Source organism: Micromonospora luteifusca (genome assembly GCF_016907275.1).
GTDB classification, from domain to species: domain Bacteria; phylum Actinomycetota; class Actinomycetes; order Mycobacteriales; family Micromonosporaceae; genus Micromonospora; species Micromonospora luteifusca.
In genome coordinates, this window is record NZ_JAFBBP010000001.1 from 3,434,048 (window position 1) to 3,454,344 (window position 20,297).

General features: G+C 71.3%; 22 protein-coding genes. 4 read left to right on the top strand and 18 right to left on the bottom strand.

All coding sequences use genetic code 11. The annotated features are described in order from the left end of the window. Position 1: 1 nt before the first annotated feature. Complete coding sequence (locus tag JOD64_RS15475; protein ID WP_204942871.1) at positions 2-802, bottom strand: crotonase/enoyl-CoA hydratase family protein; 801 nt, start codon at positions 800-802, stop codon at positions 2-4. Positions 803-992: 190 nt separating this feature from the next. Here JOD64_RS15475 and JOD64_RS15480 point away from each other — a divergent pair, with 190 nt between their 5' ends. Then, positions 993-1,847: a Rieske (2Fe-2S) protein gene (locus tag JOD64_RS15480; protein ID WP_204942872.1), complete on the top strand. Its 855-nt coding sequence runs from the start codon at positions 993-995 to the stop codon at positions 1,845-1,847. A gap of 306 nt (positions 1,848-2,153) precedes the next feature. On the opposite strand, the gene JOD64_RS15485 is transcribed toward JOD64_RS15480, so the two are convergent. From JOD64_RS15485 to JOD64_RS15540, 12 genes are read right to left on the bottom strand one after another with little or no spacing between them, the layout of a single operon-like run. After that, entirely contained in the window at positions 2,154-3,617 is a 1,464-nt protein-coding gene (locus JOD64_RS15485) for a LysM peptidoglycan-binding domain-containing protein (RefSeq protein WP_239559530.1), read from the bottom strand. A gap of 14 nt (positions 3,618-3,631) precedes the next feature. After that, the gene (locus tag JOD64_RS15490; RefSeq protein WP_204942873.1) at positions 3,632-4,090 is read right to left on the bottom strand and encodes a pilus assembly protein TadG-related protein; all 459 of its coding nucleotides are present in this window, start codon (positions 4,088-4,090) and stop codon (positions 3,632-3,634) included. Beyond that, entirely contained in the window at positions 4,087-4,554 is a 468-nt protein-coding gene (locus JOD64_RS15495; RefSeq protein ID WP_204942874.1) for a TadE/TadG family type IV pilus assembly protein, read from the bottom strand. The genes JOD64_RS15490 and JOD64_RS15495 overlap by 4 nt, the downstream gene beginning before the upstream one ends. Then, positions 4,551-4,994: a TadE family protein gene (locus JOD64_RS15500; protein ID WP_204942875.1), complete on the bottom strand. Its 444-nt coding sequence runs from the start codon at positions 4,992-4,994 to the stop codon at positions 4,551-4,553. The genes JOD64_RS15495 and JOD64_RS15500 overlap by 4 nt, the downstream gene beginning before the upstream one ends. An 8-nt stretch (positions 4,995-5,002) precedes the next feature. Further along, on the bottom strand, positions 5,003-5,209 hold the full coding sequence (locus JOD64_RS15505; protein WP_204942876.1) for a hypothetical protein: 207 nt from the start codon (positions 5,207-5,209) through the stop codon (positions 5,003-5,005). A 24-nt stretch (positions 5,210-5,233) separates the two neighbouring features. Beyond that, on the bottom strand, positions 5,234-6,106 hold the full coding sequence (locus JOD64_RS15510; protein WP_372434244.1) for a type II secretion system F family protein: 873 nt from the start codon (positions 6,104-6,106) through the stop codon (positions 5,234-5,236). Positions 6,107-6,164: 58 nt separating this feature from the next. Continuing rightward, a complete protein-coding gene (locus tag JOD64_RS15515; protein ID WP_204942878.1) occupies positions 6,165-7,067 on the bottom strand; it encodes a type II secretion system F family protein in 903 nt (300 codons plus the stop codon). Positions 7,068-7,071: 4 nt separating this feature from the next. After that, positions 7,072-8,613 carry a TadA family conjugal transfer-associated ATPase gene (locus JOD64_RS15520; protein ID WP_204942879.1) on the bottom strand — a complete coding sequence of 514 codons (1,542 nt, stop codon included), beginning with the start codon at positions 8,611-8,613 and terminating at the stop codon, positions 7,072-7,074. Next, positions 8,603-9,403, bottom strand: a complete 801-nt coding sequence (locus tag JOD64_RS15525; protein WP_204942880.1) for a CpaE/TadZ family protein — start codon at positions 9,401-9,403, stop codon at positions 8,603-8,605. Before JOD64_RS15525 ends, JOD64_RS15520 begins: the two co-directional genes overlap by 11 nt. A 2-nt stretch (positions 9,404-9,405) precedes the next feature. Further along, positions 9,406-10,065: an SAF domain-containing protein gene (locus JOD64_RS15530; protein WP_204942881.1), complete on the bottom strand. Its 660-nt coding sequence runs from the start codon at positions 10,063-10,065 to the stop codon at positions 9,406-9,408. Continuing rightward, a complete protein-coding gene (locus tag JOD64_RS15535; RefSeq protein WP_204942882.1) occupies positions 10,062-11,024 on the bottom strand; it encodes a hypothetical protein in 963 nt (320 codons plus the stop codon). The genes JOD64_RS15530 and JOD64_RS15535 overlap by 4 nt, the downstream gene beginning before the upstream one ends. After that, positions 11,018-11,584 carry a hypothetical protein gene (locus JOD64_RS15540; protein WP_204942883.1) on the bottom strand — a complete coding sequence of 189 codons (567 nt, stop codon included), beginning with the start codon at positions 11,582-11,584 and terminating at the stop codon, positions 11,018-11,020. The genes JOD64_RS15535 and JOD64_RS15540 overlap by 7 nt, the downstream gene beginning before the upstream one ends. A gap of 797 nt (positions 11,585-12,381) precedes the next feature. Between JOD64_RS15540 and JOD64_RS15545 the strand changes: the two genes are divergently transcribed. After that, positions 12,382-13,059: a prepilin peptidase gene (locus JOD64_RS15545; RefSeq protein ID WP_239561042.1), complete on the top strand. Its 678-nt coding sequence runs from the start codon at positions 12,382-12,384 to the stop codon at positions 13,057-13,059. Between the two features lie 46 nt (positions 13,060-13,105). Here the strand turns inward: JOD64_RS15545 and JOD64_RS15550 are convergent, their stop codons facing one another. Further along, positions 13,106-13,741: a phosphatase PAP2 family protein gene (locus tag JOD64_RS15550; RefSeq protein ID WP_204942885.1), complete on the bottom strand. Its 636-nt coding sequence runs from the start codon at positions 13,739-13,741 to the stop codon at positions 13,106-13,108. Between the two features lie 131 nt (positions 13,742-13,872). After that, positions 13,873-14,346 (bottom strand): DUF8243 domain-containing protein, encoded by a 474-nt coding sequence (locus JOD64_RS15555; RefSeq protein ID WP_204942886.1) that lies wholly within the window; start codon positions 14,344-14,346, stop codon positions 13,873-13,875. Between the two features lie 227 nt (positions 14,347-14,573). On the opposite strand from JOD64_RS15555, the gene JOD64_RS15560 reads away from it, so the two are divergent. Both JOD64_RS15560 and JOD64_RS15565 read left to right on the top strand, forming a co-directional pair. Further along, positions 14,574-15,734, top strand: a complete 1,161-nt coding sequence (locus JOD64_RS15560; RefSeq protein WP_204942887.1) for a low temperature requirement protein A — start codon at positions 14,574-14,576, stop codon at positions 15,732-15,734. A 14-nt stretch (positions 15,735-15,748) separates the two neighbouring features. Then, positions 15,749-16,666: a bifunctional helix-turn-helix transcriptional regulator/GNAT family N-acetyltransferase gene (locus tag JOD64_RS15565; RefSeq protein WP_204942888.1), complete on the top strand. Its 918-nt coding sequence runs from the start codon at positions 15,749-15,751 to the stop codon at positions 16,664-16,666. Positions 16,667-16,731: 65 nt separating this feature from the next. Here JOD64_RS15565 and JOD64_RS15570 read toward each other — a convergent pair whose 3' ends face one another. The 3 genes from JOD64_RS15570 to JOD64_RS15580 form a co-directional block, all read right to left on the bottom strand. Then, complete coding sequence (locus tag JOD64_RS15570; protein ID WP_204942889.1) at positions 16,732-17,856, bottom strand: hypothetical protein; 1,125 nt, start codon at positions 17,854-17,856, stop codon at positions 16,732-16,734. Positions 17,857-18,006: 150 nt separating this feature from the next. Further along, positions 18,007-19,188 carry a low temperature requirement protein A gene (locus JOD64_RS15575; protein WP_204942890.1) on the bottom strand — a complete coding sequence of 394 codons (1,182 nt, stop codon included), beginning with the start codon at positions 19,186-19,188 and terminating at the stop codon, positions 18,007-18,009. Between the two features lie 139 nt (positions 19,189-19,327). Then, entirely contained in the window at positions 19,328-20,230 is a 903-nt protein-coding gene (locus tag JOD64_RS15580) for a LysR family transcriptional regulator (RefSeq protein WP_239559531.1), read from the bottom strand. Positions 20,231-20,297: the final 67 nt, after the last annotated feature.

Genomic DNA, 20,297 nt, shown 5'->3' on the forward strand with positions numbered 1-20,297 from the left:
TCTAGTCAGCACCAGATGCCGCCGGGAGGTGCACCCCTCCCGGCGGCATCGTGCCGTGCCGGCCCTCGCCCGCAGCGAACCGGGCCGCGCCGGCGAGCGCGTCCGTGGCCAGCGAGTTCATCCCGTACGCCAACTCGGTCGCCAGCGCCTCCGGCTCGGGTAGCCCGCTGCCGGCCAGTACGGCCGCCCGATCGTTGCGCAGGCAGGTCTGCGGGTGCCGGGCGATCTCCGCCGCCAGTTCCTCGGCCGCGGCCCGTGCCTGGCCGGGCGGCACCAACCGATTGACCAACCCCATCGAGTACGCCTCATCCGCCGGCACCGGACGCCCCGTGAGGATCAGGTCCATGGCGCGGCTCGCACCGATCAGCCGGGGGAGCCGGACAGTGCCGCCGTCGATCAGTGGCACTCCCCAGCGGCGGCAGAACACTCCGAGCGTCGCGTCGGACTCGGCGACCCGCAGGTCGCACCAGAGCGCCAACTCGAGCCCGCCGGCCACCGCGTACCCGGAGATCGCCGCGATCACCGGTTTGCTCAGCGTCATCCGGGTCGGACCCATCGGGCCGTCCCCTTCCGGCTCGACCCGGTTGCCGCTCGGCGTGCCGATCGTCTTGAGGTCGGCCCCGGCGCAGAACGTGCCGCCGGCACCCCAGAGCACGGCCACCGCTGCCTCCGGGTCGGCTTCGAAGGCCCGGAAGGCGTCCGCCAGCGCACGGGCCGTGGGCCCGTCAACGGCGTTCCGAACGTCCGCCCGGTCGAGCACCACGGTGGTAACCGCCCCGACCCGCTCCACCCGCACACCCATCCCGCCAGCATGCCCGCCCCGCCCCACCCCCACAATCCCCGTCGATCTTGCACTTCCGGTTGCCGGTCCGCGGCTTGTGCCCCGAATTCCCGGAGCAGAAACTGCAAGATCGGCGGCGAGGGCGGGGTGGGGCGGCAGGTTTGTCGTGGTCGACCGGTTTGCGACGGCGATCGCCGGGAAGTCGGTACCCGTGCGAGCACTTTTGACGAAAGTTGAGCAGGACGCGCGGCTGGACCGCGCGGGTGACCGGTTGCAGAAGGCGGTCCTGGGCACGCTGCGTCCGCGGCGGTTGCGAGACCTGTTGCATGGGGTGACCCTCGGGCATCCGCTGCATCCGGCGATGGTGCAGGTGCCGGTCGGCGCGTGGATCAGCGCCGCGGTGCTGGACCTCATGCCCGGGCAACGCCGACCCGCGACCATGCTTGTCGGCCTGGGCACCGCCAGCGCGGTGCCGGCGGCAATCGCCGGGCTGAACGACTGGGCGGCACTCGCCCGGGATCAGCGCCGGGTCGGCCTGGTGCACGCCGCCGCCAACACCGTCGGCTTGACGCTGTACGCCGGGTCACTGGCCGCGCGGCTGTCCGGTCGGCACGGCGTCGGCCGAGCCCTCGGGTTCCTCGGGCTCTCCACCGTCAGCCTGGGGGCGTACATCGGGGGGCACCTCGCGTACAAGCAGGGGGCGCAGGTCAACCAGAGCATCTCCGAGTTGCGTCGGATGACCGACGGCTGGCACTCGCTGGCCGACATGGCGACGCTGCCGCAGCGCACCCTGATCACCCGCGAGGTGGACGACGACATCTCGGTGATCCTCTACCGGCACGGTGACGAGGTCACCGTCATGCTGGAGCGCTGCCCGCACCAGAGCGGGCCGCTCGGCGAGGGCGAGGTGCAGGAGATCGACGGCCACGCGTGCGTGGTCTGCCCGTGGCACGGCAGCGCGTTCCGGCTGAACGGCGGCGAGGTCGTGCAGGGACCGTCCGGCAACGACCAGCAGATCCTGCCCACCAGAATCCAGAACGGCGTGCTCCAGACCCGCCTGCCCTGACACCCGTGCTCTGACACCCGTGCTCTGACGTCCGCGCTCTGATGGCTCGCGCTCTGATGCCCGCGCCTCATGGTCCGCGCGCCGGGTGCCATCGGCGTCGTGACCTGACCCGACGCCGGATGCCCGGCATTCGGAGGCGATGTTGCTGATGAGCGATATGACTGTGGGGAATATCTATACCTCAGAGTCATAACGCTCTCCGGGCACCTTGCCCCGGGGTCGCCTCCGCCGAGTCCGGTGCCGGAGCGGTTCAGCCGAGTCCGCCCCCGTGGGCGGCGGAGACCAGATCGAGCCGGGTGGCACGGATCAGCTGCGTCGGTGTCTGCCTACCGGCGGTCCGTCCGGTACCGAGTCCAGGCCATGCCCGCCGTCGAGCAGCCCGCCTTCAGCACTGTCGTCCGCCCAACTGTCGTCATCACCCCATCCCGAGGTCCCGGCCGGCACCATTCCGCCGCCGCCGGGGAATGCCATTCCGCCGCCGGGAGCCGCCAATCCGCCGCTGCCGGGGGTTGTCATTCCACCGCCGGTGGGCGCCGTGCCGCTACCGCTCGGTGCCGTGCCCGTGCCGGTCGGTGCCGTGCCGTCGGTGCCCCGGCTCGTGGTGCCGCCAGCCCGGCCGGTGTTCGCGCCAACCTGGCCGGTGTTCCCGCTGGTGCTCCAGGCCGTACCGCCCTGCGGCCTGCCAGAGGCAACTGCCAACCGGGGAGCTGCCGACCGGGGTGCCGCCCCGGCGGTTGCGGGGCGGCGGCGAAGCCCCAGCACAGCACCGATCTGGGCGCCGACAATGCTCGCCACGGCCAGCACGGCGGAGACCGCCAGCGGTCGGTTCACCCGGTCCTCCGTGCCTGCTCGGGCTGCGCCGACGGTCATTGCTGGTGGTTGGCCTGCTGGCTCCGTACCGCTGGGTGGTGCCGGGTCCACCCGCTCCGGTGCGGCCCGTTCGGGCGCCGGCCGGGGCGGCGGGGGCTTGGGCGCCGCCGGCCGGTCGACCAGCCGGCCGGTGGCGTGCCGCCGGGCCCCCTGGTCGGCCGCTTCCGTGGGCAGTCGGAGTAGCTGCCCGGGGCGGATCCGGTCCGGGTCGTCGAGCTGGTTCAGTTCGGCGAGCTGTCGGTAGTCGCCGAACTCGTCCAGGTAACGCTCGGCCACCTCGCCGAGGTAGTCACCCCGCGCCACCCGGTACACCGGTGCGGCCTCGTCGTTCGCTGCCGGGGAGCCACCGGGTGCGGCGAACTCCGTCCCGGCCAAGTCGAGTGGCCCGCTGTGGGCCAACGGGGCCGCCGTGTCGGGTGTCGTGCTCACGCGGTTCGGCGCGGCCAGGGTGGCGACGGCCGGTGCGCTCGGACTCGCGTACGCCGGGACGCCGTAGACCGCCGCGGCGCTGGCGGCGGCCGGGCTGGCGGCGAGGATCAGCGCGACCGAGCCGACCAGTGCGGCGGCGGCCTTCTGCTGGCGGCTCATCCCGGGCAGCTTCGGCGCCGGCCGGCGCAGGCTCTGTGCCCCCAACTCGACGAGGACGGAGAAGGCGAACGTGGCCCAGCCGAACCAGCCGGCCACGGCCAGTGCCCGCAGGAAGAGCTGACCGTCGTCCCGGCTGGTCAACGCGGTGCCCACCTCGCTGATCGTGGGCAGATGGTCAGGCAGCGGATTGCCAGCGAAGGCCAGCAGCGCGATCGGCGCGCCAACCAGCAGCGCGCACAGCACGGCCAGCGCGCCGATGCCGGTGAGGATCCGTCCGGTCCGCCGTACGACGGACCCACCAGAGACGGGCATGGCTGCCTTCCTTCCTACGGTGTTGCTGCTGCCGTGATGGCCCGCGCGGTCGCCTCGCCGGTGACGGTGACCGTCTCGGCTCGGACGAACGGCGCGAGCATCGAGCGGCGGTAGGTGATCTGGACGGTGACCCGGATCAGGGTTTCCCCGGCGACCTCGGGGAAGCTCACGGTGTGGCCGGCGGTGCCAGCGGCGGCGTCCAGGTAGTTGTCGACCGCCACGAGGGCGGCGGCCTCGTCGATCCGCGTCGGCCTGCCCTCGATCGCGGTGGCCCGGTCAATGGCCTGGCCACCGGCGCGGGCAGCCTCGGCGGCCAGATTCTCGGCACGTTGCAGGGTGCGTAGCTGCCCGGCGCCGTCGAAGGTGAGGCCCACGATGGCGAGTACGCCGATCATCGTTATCGCCAGGAAGATGCTCACCCGGCCGTGATCGCCCCGGTAGGGGCTCTGGACAGTCGGGATGGTGGCGGTCATTGCCGGCCCCGGTAGCGGTCCAGCGGTGAGGTGAATTCCGCGGTGATCTGCTTCTCGCTCGGCATACCGGGCAGGACGTCGAGTGCGATGTCCCTGAGCGACACCAGACAGGTGATCGTCACCGTCACCGTGGCGTCGTCGCCGACCTTGCTGCTGAACGCTTGGTCGAAGGTGGTGTCGACGCCGGCCACCGAGCCGGTCAACTCCGGTTCGAGGTCGTTGGTGCAGGCCAGTCCGCGCCAGTCCAACTGTTTCTGGGCGGCCTCCAGCGCCTCGTCTCGGGCCGTGCCCGAGTTGCGGGAGATCGAGGCGGCGCGAGCGGCGTCGTGGGCCGCGGTTTCGACCGCCTCCGCCGCCACCGCGGTACGCCCTACCACGCCGGCCAGCACCATCAGCGCGATGAACGCGGGCGCGAGCACAGCCACCTCGATGGAGACCGAGCCCCGCTCGGCGGTGCGCGTCATGGCGGGGTCAGCCTCTCCACCGTCCCGTGGGCGGTCTGCTGCACCGCGAAGTCCACGCCCGGAATCACCGACAGAGACCGGCCGCGCACGGTGCAGGTCACGTCGGTGTCGTCGATGGCGCAGGTGGGGCGCGTCGTCTGCCAGCCCACCAGCCAGCCGCCGGCGGCATTCAGGAACCGGGTGGCGCGGTCCACCCCGGCACCGTTGCGCGCCTGGTACGGCCGCTGTGCGTTGACGCCGCTCTGCGCGGCGTTCAACGCGGTCGAGCGGGCGAGGAAGACAGCCGCGATCTGGACCGAGGCGAAGAGCAGCACCAGGATCAGCGGCATCAGCACGGCCAACTCCACCGGGTTGGCACCTCGTTCCCGGTCGCCGCCCGCGAGGCGGCGCCGGGCGGCGCTGACCGTCCGGTGCCACCTCGGGTACGTGGCTCGGCTCATGCCGGCTGCTACGGGACCGGGTTCGTGAAGGTCGGGATGTTGGTCATCCAGCTGTTGGCCCGGTTCAGGGCCAGGCCGGTGACGACCGTCGCCACGAAGACCAGCCCGAAGATGATCACTGCGGTGGGTACCGGGCTGTCGCCACGCTCGCCGTCACGGCGCAGCTCGACCAGGCGCGTCGTCAGCACGACGTGCAGATAGCTGAGGATGGACATGGCGTGCTCCTTCAGGAGAGGGGGTCAGATGCGGGCGATGAACGGATAGACGACGAAGCCGAGCAGCACGAAGACGAGCAGTGCGCCCGGGATGTCGAGACGGCTGGTCACCCCCTCGGCGCGGGCGAGGTTGTCGGTGCGGATCTGGTCGCGTAGCGAGTCGGCCCGGCTGCGCAGGGTCTCGTGTACCTGCGCACCCTCGCTGCCGGAGGAGCGCATGATCGCGCCCACGTCGCCCAACTCCGGAATGCCGATCTTGTCGGCGAGGTCGCGCAGCTCGTCCCAGGGCGCGTGCATCTGCATCTGGGCGATCCGTAACGACTCCTGAAGCCGGTCGAACACCCAGCCGTCGCAGACCGCCGCGGCGCGCTCAAGTGACTGCACCGGTCCGTGTGCGGCGGAGAGCTGCAACGCCACCAGGTCGAGGTAGGTGCAGACGGCCTGACGGAACTCGTCCCGGGCGGCGTCGGCCTTGGTCAGCACGGCCCGGTGCGCCAGCAACCCGCCCATCAGCGCCAGGCCCAGGCTGCCGAGCACCGGCACGACGAGCGGGAACGAGATGCCGAGCGCCAGCAGCGCCACCCCGAGCAGGGTCGGCGTGGCCAGCCCGATCAGCGCGGAGAGCAGCACCGACAACGCGTACTGCTCGGGGGTCTGGCCGATCAGGGCGAGCTGCCGGTGCGGCGGACGCAGCCAGCGCGACAACCCGCTCAGCCAGTCCAGCCGGCGGGATGCGGAAGTGGCGACCCGACCGCCGATACCCGGCGGCTGGTGCAGTCGGCGCAGCGCCGGCCCGAGCGCCGGCGTCGCCGGCACCATCTCCCGGATCACCAGAAACACGCCGAACCCGATCCCGGCACCACCACAAACCGCGATCGCCAACTGCCAGTTCACGATCATGGGAGCCGCCTTTCGTTCGCGACTGCGGGGCTCCGCTGCGCTGCACTCCTCGCCCTCACGCGATCACCTCGTTGGGGTCGGGCGCCGGCAGGAACCGGGCCGGCCGCTGCGGCTGACTCATCGACCGCACCCAGGCCAGCAGGCCGATGAATGCGGCGCCGAGGGCGGCCATCACCACCTGACCCACCGGCGTTCCGTACGGCTTGATGTACTCGGTGTTGAGCAGCCCGTACGCCAGGGTCGCCAGGGTCATTCCGGTGAGGAAGCGGACCGCGAACCGGGGTTGTGTGCGTTTGGCCTCGATCTCCCGACGGGTGGCCACCTCGGCGGACGCCGCGCCAGCGATCGAGCCGAGCACGTCACCCAGCCGTTCACCCCGGTCCGAGAGGTGCAGGATCAGCGCCGCGACCACCTGGTCGCAGACCGGGTCGGCGATCTCGTCGGCGAACGCCAGCAGCGCGGAGCGGGCCGTCCAGCCGGCCTGCAGGCGGGCGGCGAGCAGGCGTACCTCGTCCTCGACGCCGGGTGGCACGCTGCCGATCGTGCCGATGATCGACTGTTGGAGGCCCTGCCCGGTGCCGGAGACGTCCTTGAGCCGGCGGGTCCACTCGCCCACCGCCTCGATCCGGGCGATCGCCTTCTGCTCGGCCTTGCCGACTCCGAACAGCCACGGGGCGCCGGGCACCGCCACCGCCACCAGCAGGCCCACCACCGGCAGCCCCGTCAGCAGGAAAGCCAACGCACCAGCGACCAGCGCGGCGACCAGCAGAGCCTGGTAGGCCCGCTGCTCCGCCGGGGTGGCGCCCGGCCCGCGCCACAGCCGACCAAGGCCCGGCCCGCGACCTGGGCGCGGCCCAGGAGGGCGTCGGGTGCCGACCAGCGCTACCAGGGCCAGCAGCAGCCCGGCCACACAGGCGGCCCCGGAGACCACCGCGATCAACTCCAGGCTGCCCAGCATCAGGTCACCGCCGGGCCAGTCGGGTCTGTCGGGGCCGCCGCCAGGCGCCGGTGCCGGCCTCGATCCACCGGGTCAGCAGCCGCGCGTCGTAACCCACTCTCATCAACTGGTCGCGGACCCGCTCCGGCAGGTGCCGGGGGACCGCACGACCGTCGGGGCCGGGCCCGAAGACCGTGGTGGTGGTGATGCGACCGGCTTCGCCGGCCCCGATCACCTCCTCCACATGCGACACGAACCGGTGTTTACGCCCACCGATGGCGGTCTCGTCCTCGACGGTGACGTAGACGATCAGGTCGAGGGCGTTGCCGGCCATGCGGCGGGCCTGGTCGACGGTCATCTCGCGGCCGTGCGCCAACGCCAGTTCGACGATCCGTTCACCCACCCCGGCAGCCGTGCGGGCGTGGATGGTGCACATCGAACCCCGGCTGGTGGTCATCGCTTGGAGCATCGGCACGATCTCCCGGGACCGCACCTCGCCCACGATGATCCGCAGTACGCCCATCCGTAGCGACAGGGGGATCAGGTCGGCGATGGTCACCTCGCCGGCTGGACGGCCGTCGAAGCCGCGTTCGCCGTGCCCCTCCCGGGCCTCGAAGCTCATCACCGCCCGGTGCCGCTCACGGCGACGGGCCGGCAGCAACTCCCGGCTCTCCTCCAGCAGCACGTACGGCTCGTCGGGCGGGATCTCGTTCATCAGCGCCCGGATGATCGTGGTCTTTCCGGCACCGGCCAGGCCGGCGACCATGATGTTCAGCCCGGCGCGCATCGCCGCGCGGAGAAAGTCGCGCAGCAGCGGGTCGATCATCTCGTCCAGGTCAGCCCGGGTGCCCGCGACGTCGTCGAGGCTCACGTCCAGGGTGTTGTGCTTCCGGATCACCGCGTACGGGCGGTGGCTGACCAGGAACACCGCAGCCAGTCGGCTGCCGTCGGGCAGTTGCAGGTCGAGGGTGGGCTTCACGGTCGACAGGGACCGCTCGGTCGCGCCCGCCCGCCGGGCCGCCGCCTGGAGGATCTCCACCAGTTCGGCGTCGCTGTCGGCGATCGGCTCGGCCCAGTCCACTCCGCCGCCGTGCCGGGTGATGCGTACCTGGTCGCAGCCGAGAATGTGCACCTCCTCGATGGTGTCGTCGACCAGCAGTGTCTGTAGCCGGCCGAGCCCGACCAGCTCGGCGGTCACCTGGTCGAGCAGCAGGCGTTCCTCACCGGAGGCCATCGGGGTGCCGGCCCGGCGTACCGCGTCCGCGTACTCGGCGACGACCGTGACGGCCAGGCGGGCCCGTTCGGTGTCCTCTTCGTCGACGGTGAACTCCCGGCCGCGCTGCCACAGGGTGAGCCGTTCGGTGAGTTCCCGGCGCAGCTCCCGCACCACCTGGAAGTCCATCCGGGGCCGGGGCGACGACTCCGACGGCGGCGTGGCCCAGGGTGTCGGGTGTGGCATCGGCACGGACTGGTCGTGCCGGCCGTTCGGCACGGCCAGTGGGGGCGAAGTCGAGGTGGCACTCGGGGGCTGTTGGCGCGGGTCCGTGGAGACCGGCTCAAACCGCATCCGGCACCCCCTGCTGCACAGGCCACGCCAGCCGGGCCTGCCGCCGCTCCAGCAGCGCCCCGAGCGGCACCTCCAGCGCGGCTGCCGCGCGCATCAGCGGCCGTCCGGTCCGCACGGTCCCACCCAGGGCGAGCACCCCGGCGGTACGCGGGTCGTGCGGCAGCCGTGCGATCACCGGCAGTTTCAGGGCACGACTGATCTCGGCTCGCCCGTGGCCGCCACCGACCAGCAGCAGCCGCAGTGTGCCCGGCGGCACCCGGTGCTCGGCGAAGTCCCGTTCGATCGCGGTGACCACCGCACGGGTGCCGGAGAGGTCCGGCAGTTGCGCCCGGGTCACCAGCAGCACCACGGAGGCGGCTCGCAGCAGCGGCCACGGTGGTCCGGTCACGTGCAGCCGGCCGCAGTCGACCAGCACGTCGTAGCCGGGGGTGCCGCGGTCCAGGGCGTTGAAGTAGTCGGCGAACCGCTGCCAGAGCGGGGTGACGCTGCCACCCTGGGTCGGGTCGACGAGCCCGGGCAGCAGCAGTCGTTCCCGGCGGGGTGCGTCCAGGTCGACGAGCTGCGACCAGAACGCGGTCTCCAGGTTGCCATCGCGTAGCTCCCCGACGGCCAGCTCGCCGATCCCGCGCGGGCCTTCCAACTGGCCGCCGAGGTAGCCGGCGAGGATCGAGCCGCCGGCCGGGTCGCATTCGGCGAGCACCAGTCGTCGGTGCCAGGCCAGCGCGCAGGCCAGCGCCGAGGTCGTGACGCCGGGCGAACCCTTCGCGGACACCAGCGCGATGATCGCCATGCTCAGGCCGCCTCGGTCAGCACGACGGCGATGCGCCCTTGCGCGGCGAGCGCCACCACCGCGGGCACGTCCCGGGCGGGGAGCGCCAGGTACAGCACCTTGTCGTCGTTGGCCGGGCTGACCATGTCGATCACGGTGGCGGCGAACCTGGTGCCGGTGGCGTCCACCGCCGCGGTGGTGCTGCGGTCCGGGGTGCTCACCAGCAGGACCTTGTCCCCGGGGTGCAGTTGGCGAGCTGGCACCTGGGCGGTCTTCAGGCCGAGCGCGATCTGCTGCTGGCCCGGGCCGAGCAGCGGGTTGTCGGTGATCTGCCCCAGGGTGAGCAGGGTGCCCGGGACGAGTGCCACCGCGGCTCGTTTGCCGACCACCTCGTCGAGCCGGCTGGCGGGCACCGGGCGCAGCCCCTGGCCGCCGGCGACCTGCACGGTGATCAGGTCGGAGGCGCTGATCTCCCGGCCCACCTCCACCTGCCGGGACACCGCGAGATAACTGCCGGTGGCCCGGACCGAGGTGACCGCGAACGCCGCGCCCAGCCCACCGAGGGCGATCAGGAGTACGGCGAGACCGAGCAGTCCTGGGCGGACCCGGCGCTGGCGGACCACCTTGGGAGGGTTGACCGGCGCGTCCACCGACCCGGTTCCGTTGCGCGTCGCGAGGCTCATCGGGTCACCACCTGGAGTTCGTTGATCTGGATCTGCACGACGCCGCTGTTCCGGGTCACCAGGATTTCTCCGCTCTCGCCGCCGCCGTTCCAGGTCACCGTCCAGTACGTGGTCGCGGTGATGTCGTAGGTGTCGGCCTTCTGGTAGCCGTCGTCGTAACCGCAGTTCGGGGAGGTGCTGCCGGCATGCGTCTTGTTCGTCGGGTCGTATTCGGTGCCGGCGTCGTAGCAGGTGACCTTCTCACCGTTGCCCATGTCCCAGACGATCTCTTTGACCTCCGCCGTGATCTCGACCCGCACGTCCCGGTCGGTCTCGTCGGCGTAGATCGGGCCGAAGTATCTGGTGTCCTGCTCGGACCACATCCACACCGGCAGGCCGACCAGGCCGGGGCCGTTTCTCTTGCGGGGTGCGACCGCCAGTGGGGCGGGCCACAGCTTGATCGACGCCAGGGCGCGACGGGCCAACTCCTCCGGGTCGGGCGGGGCGCCGAAGCCGGGTGGCGGCTCTCGCAGCACGTTGACCTGGTTGCCCACGTCTTCGACGCCGTTGCAGGTCTGCACGTACCACTGCTGACCCTCGGGTGCCTCGTCCTGCGGCGATGCCAGCCGGTAGTAGCAGCCGTCGCTGCTGTTGAACCAGCCCTTGATGTCGTCGTAGCAGGGGATGGTCCGCCCGTTCCACTGGCAGCCGCCACCACCACCGCCACCACCGTTGTCCCCGCCTCCGTTGTCCCCGCCGCCACCGGGATCGCCCGGGTTGCCGGGCTCGTCGTCCCAGACGTGGCAGTCGGGCTGGTCGGGCGGGCAGCTGGCCCCGGGGCCGGCGCGCTGCGCTCCGGCGGCGGGCTGGGGTGCACCGACCACCAGCAGGAGCGCGAGGCCGATCCCGGCGAGTGTGCGCCGAGACGTCGCGGCCCGGGGGGTACGGGTCGGAGCCCCCCTTCCTCCCGAGGTCAGCACGGCTGCTCCCGGTGCAGGGCGCCGGAGCTGATCAGCCAGCGACCGTCGGGATAGCGGGTCGCGGTGGCGGTGGAGATGTGCTTGCCGCCCCCGCTGCCCGGGACCACGCGTTTGTTCTTGGCGTAGACCAGCTGGTAGCCGGTCGTGTCCAGGCAGTCCTGGATCTCGACGGTGGCCGGCTTCGTGTCCAGGCTGACGACGGTCACGGTCGGGTCGGACTTCAACGTCCCGGTGCGCATGGCGCCGTGCTCCTTAGCGTCGCGAATGGACAATTGGACCCGGGTAAGAAGTGGATCAGCGATGAACCGGGACAGTTCCGGCGCGCGCGGATCACTGCGCCCACTCGCCGTCCGCGAGGCTTCGAGATAGCCGGAGTACGCGTCAAGGGCCGCCTTTTCGGCAGCTAGCCGTTCGACGTCGGGATCTGCCCGTTGGCCGTCGTCATGGGTCGCCGTTGGCCGTTCGACGGCCTCCTGCCCGCTGGCGCAGGCGGTGACCGGCGCTGCCGCCGCGACCGCCAGCAGGCAGATTGCCGCTCGTCTGAGCTGGCGTCCGCGCACCGTCGAGCCTCCTCGTGGTCACCCGACGTGGTGAGTGATCACCGCCGCCGGGCATGCGGAAGCGCGCCCGGATCAGCACATCCGGTGCCGTTCATTGCGCTTCTGCATTCACCGTTACGGATCTTCTGCAAATGCAAGGTCCTGTGTCGTCCGGTTGTGAAGGTGAGGCTTGCGTCACACCCAAGGGGCGAGCATAGGCTGACGTTCGCCGATGCAACAGAGGCAATTCAAGTGAACACTCTGCGTGATGACAGGTGGTGGTGGCGGGTGTCCGGGCTGCGTCCCGCGCAATGGCCGAGCGAGGGGTCGTCAATGATCGGGCGTCGTCGGGCGGGATGGGATCGCCCGGGCCTCGATGCTGGTCCCGGGAGTGGGACATCGTGGCCTCATCCCGGCATCCGAGCGGAGTCGTCGGCCGGTCGACGAGCCGTCCCGCCAGACGGGGTGTCCGGTCAGGCTTCCGCCGACAGTGCCCTCCGACGGCCGGGTCGACAGGTCGCTTTCTGCGCCATCCGCTACACCACCGCGATCCTTCCGTCACAATCCGTGTTCGCCCTCGCAGCGGACCGCTGTGGCGCGATGGAGGCGACATGGCGCTGACCGGCCCTCCCGCGCCCGTCCCCGGTCGGGAAAACCCATCCGATCGGAGCCCGGAACCCCCGGCGTCCGGTGGCACGATGCACCCCGCCCGCCCGGCGGTGCCACCTGGACATCGCGAACGGTCGGCGACGCTCGTCGGGGCGGGGACTCGCGCTCGGCTCTCGACCGTGTTCGCGATCCTCGCGATCAGCCCGCTGATGCGGATGGCTGCGCTGCGCTACTCCGTACCCCCGGGCATGCCGAGCCGGACCGGCTGCGACGCCTGCGGCGCGCCGGTCGGCCTGACCCGGCCCTGGCCGGCGCTGGGGCCGGCGGCCAGGTGCGGGCGCTGCCGGTCACCTGTCGGCCCACCGCCGGGAACTGTGGAGTTGGCCGGGTTCGCCGCGGTGCTGCTGCTGGCGCTGGCCGGCCCGTCGGCCGGAGCGCTGCCGGCGCTGGCCTGGTGGCTCGGCTGGACGATCCCAGCGGTCTTCGTCGACCTGGCCGTGCACCGGTTGCCGGATCGGCTCACCCTGCCGGCGGCGGCCGGGACCTGGCTACTGCTCGGCGTGGCAGCGCTCGACGCCGAGCCGGGGCACTGGCTGCGGGCCGCCCTCGGCGGCGCAGGGCTGGCGCTGCTCTTCGCCAGCAGCACGTTGCTGCTGGGCCGCCGCGGCTTCGGGTTGGGTGACGCCAAGCTGGCGCTCAGCGTGGGAGCGCTGCTCGGCTGGTACGGCTGGCCGGTGCTGCTTCTCGGGCTGCTGATTGCTTTCGGGCTCTCCGCCCTGGTGAGTGTGGGCCTGCTGGCCGCGCGTCGGGCCCGCTGGAGCACGCACCTGCCGTTCGGCCCGTTTCTACTGCTCGGCACGGTGGGCGCGCTCCTGCTGGCCGGTTGACGACGACGACCTTCGCCCGCCCTCAAGATCGCACTTGGTCCGGGCCCTAGCGGGTTCGGTCGCTCTGGAGACCACTACGACCAGGACCGAGCGCGACCTTGTCGGTTCGGCGGCGTAGCACCTCGGCGGCCGGGCGGGCCAGGAGAGGGGTTGCCACCACGGCGACCAGCGCACCGAACAGCACGCCCGCGATCACGTCGTGCGGGTAGTGCACGCCCACGAACACCCGGGAGAACGCAGCCAGTGCGGCCAGTGGCAGCGCGACCAGGCCGAGTCGGCGGGAGAGCAGCAGGATGGTCACCGCCAGCGCGCCGGCCACGGTGGAGTGGTTGCTGGGAAACGACCAGTCGCCCGGGGGTGGGCAGGCGCCCGCGATGATCGCCCGGCCGATCGTCCGGCAGGGGCGATCCTCGTCCACCACGGTCTTGAACCATTCGCTGCCCGCGTACGCCAGGAGGGCTGGCACCGGCGCGACCAGGGCGAGTGCCCGGTCGTGCGGACCGCCGGACCGGCGGCTCAGCGCGGCCAACAACAGCAACGCGCCGAGCAGCAGGATCACCCCCTCGGTGGCGTGCCCGACGAACCACTGCACCGGCTCTGGGCTGCTGGCGGCGGCGTCGACCACGTCGCGGTACCACTCAACACTGATCTCCGGAACGTCCATGCTGCCGTTGTCGGCCATGCATCACCTCACCTCACGTTCATACCTCGCTCACCTGTGCGACACCCTAGGAACACGCCAGAGGGCAGGGCAGCAGTCGAAGGTCAGGTGGGCACCACGACCTTCGTCTGCTGAGGTGGGCCCCCGACTGCTCAGTCCGCCGAGGTCAGCCCTGGACCGCCGGCCATCCGTTCGCGGACGGCCTCCAGCGCCTCGAAGGCGTACGCCCAGTTGTGGCACTTGAAGCTGCGCAGCCCGTCGATCGCGGTGTGGCAGTCGGCGCAGCGCACGCCGGCGATGGCATCCGGGATCTCGGTGTTGACGTACTTGCGCTCGCCGAGGATGACCGTGGCGATCATGGCCTTGTCGTGCAGGCCGGAGAGCGCCGACGAGACGATGTCGAACCAGGTGACCCGTCGGCCGCACTTCGGGCAGTCGGGTTCGTCGCCACTGACCCAGAGTGGGGCGCCGATGGTGCGCGCCGGCATGCCGAGGAGCTTCTCCAGCCGCCGGACGTCCGAGTCCGGGGTGGTCCAGCGGTGTCGGCCGGGCAGCGATGCGGGCGAGTCGTACACGGCGCGGAACAGGTCATGGTCGACCTGCACGGTCTCCCGTTGAGTGGTCATCGCGTCCCTCCTCGTTGAGTCGGTGCCCCCACCGTGGTCAGCGATGACCAAGGGCGCAGCCGGATCAACGACACGAGGGGCCAGCGGGTCGTCGGCAAAGCCGGCGACGGTGGATTCGCACGGGTACGCGGGGGTCGGCGTCCGCCGCTGACCCACTTCCGCCTCCAGTGGCCCTTCCCGGGTGGTACGACGGACGCAGGGCGTGCGTGCCACCGGGAGGAGCGCCGATGGCGAGCAGGCCCGAACGGCTGCTGCGGGGAAGCGACGCGCCGCTCAGCGCCTCGTTCCTGGAACTCTTCTTCGATCTGGCGTTCGTGCTCGCCCTCAGCCAGTTGGCCGGGCACCTGCTCCACGACCTCACCGTGGTCGGCGCGCTGCGTACCGCCGTGCTGTTGACCGGGATCTGGTGGATCTGGGTGACCACCACCTGGTTCGCCGACTGGTTCGACCCGGAGAGCCCGACCATCCGAGCGGTGCTGATCGTCGCCACGCTGGGCAGTCTGCTGGCCGGGGTGGCGGTCCCGCAGGCGCTGGACGGGCGGGGCCTGCTCTTCGCCGGCGCGTACGTCGCGGTCCACATCGCCCGGGGGACGGTCACCGCCTTCACGCTGCGCGGTCACCCGCGGCAGACCCGGGCGCTGCGCATCCTCTGCTGGTTCAGCGTCTCCGCCGTAGCGTGGCTGGCCGGCGGATTCCTGCCGGAGTGGCGGGTGCCGCTCTGGCTGCTCGGCCTCGCCATCGACCTCACCGGCCCACGGCTCGGCTGGCCCACTCCACGGCTGGGCCGGACGGGGCGAGAGGAGCTGCACCTCGCTGGCGAGCACTTCGCCGAGCGGTACCAGCAGATCATGATCATCGCCCTCGGCGAACTGGTTTTGGTCGCCGGCCTGACGTACGGCGGCACCCGCCTCGATGTTGCGGAGACCGCCGCCTTCCTGTTGGTCTTCGCCACCTCGTTGCTGATCGGTCTGCTCTACGTGACGCCCGCCGGCCTGCGGCTGGGTTCGGCCATCGAGCACGCCGACCCAGCCCGGCTCGGCGTCATCACCGGCTACCTGCACCTGATGATGATCGCCGGGCTGGTGGTCACCGCCGTCGGCGCGGAGTTGAGCATCGCCCACCCCACCCAGGTCGGCGACACGACCGCTGTCGTGGTCATCCTGGGTGGTCCGATGCTGTTCCTCCTCGGGCGGATCCTCCTCTCGTTGGCGATCCACCAACGGCTCTCCTGGCCACGGGTGGTCGCCCTGCTGCTGCTGGCCGGCGCTGCGGCCGTTCTGCGACTGCCACTGCTGGCGGTCAGCGCGGTCGCCACCGGGGTGGTGCTCGTGATCGTCGTGCTGGACCACGCCGGCATCCACTCCTACCGCAGCCCTCGACCTAGCTGACTAAAGTCAGGCTTATGGACTCCGCGCTCATCGCCGCCGTGCGAAGGTTCAACCGGACAGTCACGCAACGGGTAGGTGCGCTCGACGACGAGTACATGGCCCAGGGACGCCCCCTGGGGCAGGCGCGTCTGCTCTGGGAGATCGGCCCCGCCGGCGCCGAGGTCGCCGCGCTACGGGCCCGGCTCGGCCTGGACTCCGGACACCTGAGCCGGCTCCTGCGCACCCTGGAGAACGACGGGCTGGTCACCGTGGGACCGGCCGACCAGGCCGGCGGCGACGGTCGGGTCCGCATCGCCGCGCTGACCGACACCGGTCGCACCCAGTGGGACCAACTCGACAAGCGGTCCGACGACCTCGCCACCTCGATCCTCGAACCGCTCACCGAGCACCGCCGTGAACGACTCGTCGCCGCCATGGCCGAGGTCGAACGGCTCCTCATCGGCTCGATGGTCGTCATCGAGCCGTGCCCACCGAGCGACCCACGGGCCCGAGCATGTCTGCGGGCCTACGCCCGGGAGATCGCCCGACGATTCGACGACGGGTTCGACCCCGCACTGAGCAACCCGGTCCACGACGAGGCGCTCGTCCCGCCGGCCGGCGTGTTCCTGCTCGCCACCCTCAACACCGAACCGATCGGCTGCGGCGCCGTCAAACTCCACCGCGACGCACCCGCCGAGCTCAAACGCGTGTGGGTGGCCGACACCGTACGCGGGCTCGGCATCGGGCGGCGGCTGCTCGATGAGCTGGAACGCCATGCAGCCGAGCGTGGCGTGACCGCGGTGCGGCTGGACACCAACCGCAACCTCACCGAGGCGATCGCGATGTATCGCGCGGCGGGTTACGAGGAGGTCGAGCCGTACAACACCGAGCACTACGCCCACCACTGGTTCGAGAAGCAGTTGGGTGTCCAGGTACCTGTGGTGATCGACTGACGGTGACCGGAGGGCCGGTGGCGTCGGCGGTCATGCCGTAGCCCCGGGCCCTCCGGCCGTCGCGACTACTCGATGGCGGAGAGGGCGCCTTCGGTGAGCACATGCGCCGCCTTGATCCCGTCGGGCACACCGGGGGCCTCCAGCCACCTCGGCTCCAGCCGATCGGACCAGCTGACGATCTCCGTCGCGAGCGCGAGCGCCCGCTCGTCGCGACCGTGCACGAGCTCCAGGGCGAGCCGCAGGTACGCGCCCTGCTGCGTACCGTCGAGCTCGGCGGCCAGGGCGGCGATGCCGTCGGCGGCCCGCAACCCGTGACCGGGATGTTGCGCGGCCAGGATGGCGAGCACGAACCGGATTCCCTGCGGTTCGGCGTCCCACCGGTCCAACAGCACCGGAACCTGATCGCCGACGGTCCGAAAGACCTCCTCCGTCCAGGCACCCGGCTGGAGCGGCTCCCCCTCCCCCCGGGCGAGCTCCGCGAACCCGACCAGGTTGTCGTTGCGGCGCCCACCGGCAATCAGCAGCCACAGGTAGAGAGCGCGACGCTGCGGCGCCGGCACCACGTCCGCGACGATCAGCTCGGTCAGGAACGGCAGCGCCGGGGCGGTGGCCTCGTGGCAGTCGCCCTGGTGCAGCAGGTCGTCACCGAACAGTTCGCCGAGGACCTCGTCCCACTCCTGCGTCCCGCCCGCCAGCTCACGCAGCAGGTCGGGCACGTCGTCCGCAGGGCCGTGCGCGTGCTCCAGATCAGCCCACGGCACGTCGTCGAGCCCGGGCAACTCCGTGGTCCCGGGCGTGGACACATCCGGCGTGAGCGCCAAGGGCGCCAGCGGTGGCGCCGAGACGACGATGACCTCCGGGACCGGTGGACGGGACTTGGCGCCGATGACTTCGATCGGGGCGGTCGAGGTGCGAAATTCAGCGATCCGGCTGACGTCGAACCGGCTGCCCCCATCGGGCCGTCCGCCGTGCGCTCGCACGATCACCGCCGCATCGCGGCTCACCGCCTCGACCTGCCGGTGGCCCACGGTGTCGACCGGATAGGGGCCCTCGTCCAGCGCCATCACCACCCAGCCGCCGTCGGGGTGCGGCCGGGCGAAGACGCGCGGGAACCCGTGCGCCGCGAGTTCCTCAGCGGACGCCTGTGCGGACGCCTCGTCCGGCACGACGAAGTCGTGTGTCCCCGCCATCGCGCTCCAGCCCGCCACGTGCACGTCTCCATCCCGCCACCGATGCTTCTCCCCGCCAGCCTGTCAGGGCGGCCTTCCGGTACGCCCGGCAGCCCGTTGACAGCCCTTGCCGTACGCGTCCCCGCCCGGCCGATGAGGCACGTCGGTGGGCTAGCCGGGTGGCGACGGCGGCTCGGGTGGGCGACCTCTCGCGCGGGCGGCGTCCGAGATGGCGATCCCGGCCAGGACCGCGGTGACGGCGAGGGCGGCCACGAGCGGCGGTAGGAGGAGCATCAACGGCGCCACGGCGGCCAACGCGAGCAACCCGATCGGTCGATCAAGGGACACCCGGCTGAAGACCACGTACTCGAAGCGGGAGCGCCCGACCAGGAACAGTGCGGGTCCGCCGAGGATGACCGCGACCCAGGCCGGTTCGGGATGCCCGAACGGATGGGCAATGACGAGTTCGGCGCCGACCGCGGCGACGACGACGCCGGCCACCATGACCAGGTGGGCGTAGAACGCCGACAGGCCGAGGCGGGCCGGATCGCGGGAGCCGGCGATGGCCGACGCCGACAACTCGCCGGAACGATAGATGTAGATGCGCCAGAGCAGCACGGTGGTGGCGATCGACACCAGGAACGCCGCGGTCCGGTCGGGCGCGAAACCGCTGACGCCGAGGGTCGAGGCGGCGACCAGGATCAACTCGCCCAGCGCGATGATGAAGAACTGTCGGTGGCGCTCCGCCAGGTGCTCGGCCGCGCTCGGCAACTCCGACGGCGGCGAGCGGCCCAGGCCCGGTGTCAGGTAGCGAAGCTTTCCCGCCAGGTAGTCGATGACCACCGCGAGCGCCCACAGTGCCTCCCGGGCGGTGCCGTGCACCAGTGCCCCCGCGATCCACGGCACGGCAGACACGCAGAACCAGATGACCACCCGTAGGGCGCCGCGCTGCAACTCGTGGCCCCGCAGGACGATGAGAAGGCCGATGCTGCGACCGACCTGAACGGCGACGTACGCGCCCGCGAAGACCAGGCCCTGCGCGCCGAACACCGCCGGTAGCGCGACAGCCATCACCAGACTGCCGACCAGAGTCGCGATGACCAGCAGTTGGATCGTCGGCCGCTGCGGGTCGAACCGGTCCGGGACCGTCGCCGTGCTGCACCAGACCCACCACACCGCCAGCAGCAGCACCAGCGTGTGGAAGGCGCCCCGCCAGGTGAGGTCCTGGCTGAGCACCCGCGAGAGCTGGGTGAGCACGTAGACGAACGCCAGGTCGAAGAAGAGCTCCAGGAAGGTGGCCCGTTGCGGATCTTCCGGCTTCCGCAGGAGCCTGCCCGCCCTGCTCGTCGTCATCGGCTCGCCCGCCCTGTGGCCTTCCGCTCGCGTTGAGGCATTCGTACCATTCGTACCACGCCGCAGTGCTGCTGAACCCGGTCTGCGGCCGCACCGGCCTCGCACGCTCGGCCTGTAGCTCAGGCCCTTCCTCGCGGTGCTATTCGACCGAGTTGAGGTGATGCGCGGTGTCGGCGAACGAACGGATGAGCTCCGTCTCGTGACCGGTGCGCCAGATCAGACCCCACCGGCCCGGCGGAGCATCGCGGATCGGCACATAGGCGATGTCTGGTCGCGCGTAGTAGCGGGCGGCCTGAGCGTGCACGGGCGAGACTGCCTCGCCCGTGCTGAGGATCGGGATCATCTCCTGAAAATTGGAGACGGACGGACCGATGCGGATCAGACGTCCGCTGGGCGTGCGGAGGGGGACCAGGATTTCCCGCCAGTAGTCGGGCCGGGCGCCACCCATCACCGTCTCGTCCGCCAGATCCTCGTAGGAGACGGAATCATGGCTGGCCAGGCGGTGGGTTGTCCCAACTGCCAGCACGATGGGTTCGGTGTAGATGACCGGGCCGACGGTGAGGTCCGGCTCCCGGACGGGGAGCCAGACGATCTGCATGTCGATCTCCCCGGCGCGCAGTTGCGCGAAGGGGTCACCGAAGTCGACATGTCGTAGCTGCACCTCGCACGTGGGGTGGTCGTGCGCGAACGCGTCGAACAACCGGCGGAAGTCGTGCAGATTGACGGCGATGGAGCCGATCCTGAGCACGCCGGTCTTGCCGCGGGCTGCGAGCCTGGCCCGATCCATGCCCTCGTACAGGCCCCGGTACATGGGCTCGATGTCGTCGAAGAGTTGTTGACCGATCGGTGTCAGTGTCACATTCCGGTTGTTGCGCTCGAACAGGGCGCCGCCGACCCGACGTTCCTGCTTCTTGATCGCCTGGCTGACCCGGGCCTGGGTCACGTGCAGCCGCTCAGCAGTGCGGGTGAAGTGCAGTTCCTCCGCCAGGACGAGAAAGATCTCGATGTCCCGAAGCTCCACGATTTTTTCCGATCCGTGCATTAGCGAAGGGTTATGGCACATTACCAGGCGTGATCTTGTTGCCCGGCACGTCGGCGCGCACGCTGAT

What these genes read in the sequence shown, in the direction of transcription:
- JOD64_RS15500 (WP_204942875.1), bottom strand. Translation starts at nt 4,994, where the DNA reads ATGAGCCGAGCCACGTACCCGAGGTGGCACCGGACGGTCAGCGCCGCC.
- JOD64_RS15580 (WP_239559531.1), bottom strand. Translation starts at nt 20,230, where the DNA reads ATGCACGGATCGGAAAAAATCGTGGAGCTTCGGGACATCGAGATCTTT.
- JOD64_RS15530 (WP_204942881.1), bottom strand. Translation starts at nt 10,065, where the DNA reads ATGAGCCTCGCGACGCGCAACGGAACCGGGTCGGTGGACGCGCCGGTC.
- JOD64_RS15490 (WP_204942873.1), bottom strand. Translation starts at nt 4,090, where the DNA reads ATGACCGCCACCATCCCGACTGTCCAGAGCCCCTACCGGGGCGATCAC.
- JOD64_RS15555 (WP_204942886.1), bottom strand. Translation starts at nt 14,346, where the DNA reads ATGACCACTCAACGGGAGACCGTGCAGGTCGACCATGACCTGTTCCGC.
- JOD64_RS15505 (WP_204942876.1), bottom strand. Translation starts at nt 5,209, where the DNA reads ATGTCCATCCTCAGCTATCTGCACGTCGTGCTGACGACGCGCCTGGTC.
- JOD64_RS15570 (WP_204942889.1), bottom strand. Translation starts at nt 17,856, where the DNA reads ATGGCGGGGACACACGACTTCGTCGTGCCGGACGAGGCGTCCGCACAG.
- JOD64_RS15565 (WP_204942888.1), top strand. Translation starts at nt 15,749, where the DNA reads ATGGACTCCGCGCTCATCGCCGCCGTGCGAAGGTTCAACCGGACAGTC.
- JOD64_RS15475 (WP_204942871.1), bottom strand. Translation starts at nt 802, where the DNA reads ATGGGTGTGCGGGTGGAGCGGGTCGGGGCGGTTACCACCGTGGTGCTC.
- JOD64_RS15520 (WP_204942879.1), bottom strand. Translation starts at nt 8,613, where the DNA reads ATGCGGTTTGAGCCGGTCTCCACGGACCCGCGCCAACAGCCCCCGAGT.
- JOD64_RS15560 (WP_204942887.1), top strand. Translation starts at nt 14,574, where the DNA reads ATGGCGAGCAGGCCCGAACGGCTGCTGCGGGGAAGCGACGCGCCGCTC.
- JOD64_RS15515 (WP_204942878.1), bottom strand. Translation starts at nt 7,067, where the DNA reads ATGCTGGGCAGCCTGGAGTTGATCGCGGTGGTCTCCGGGGCCGCCTGT.
- JOD64_RS15575 (WP_204942890.1), bottom strand. Translation starts at nt 19,188, where the DNA reads ATGACGACGAGCAGGGCGGGCAGGCTCCTGCGGAAGCCGGAAGATCCG.
- JOD64_RS15550 (WP_204942885.1), bottom strand. Translation starts at nt 13,741, where the DNA reads ATGGCCGACAACGGCAGCATGGACGTTCCGGAGATCAGTGTTGAGTGG.
- JOD64_RS15485 (WP_239559530.1), bottom strand. Translation starts at nt 3,617, where the DNA reads ATGCCCGTCTCTGGTGGGTCCGTCGTACGGCGGACCGGACGGATCCTC.
- JOD64_RS15525 (WP_204942880.1), bottom strand. Translation starts at nt 9,403, where the DNA reads ATGGCGATCATCGCGCTGGTGTCCGCGAAGGGTTCGCCCGGCGTCACG.
- JOD64_RS15495 (WP_204942874.1), bottom strand. Translation starts at nt 4,554, where the DNA reads ATGACGCGCACCGCCGAGCGGGGCTCGGTCTCCATCGAGGTGGCTGTG.
- JOD64_RS15545 (WP_239561042.1), top strand. Translation starts at nt 12,382, where the DNA reads ATGCGGATGGCTGCGCTGCGCTACTCCGTACCCCCGGGCATGCCGAGC.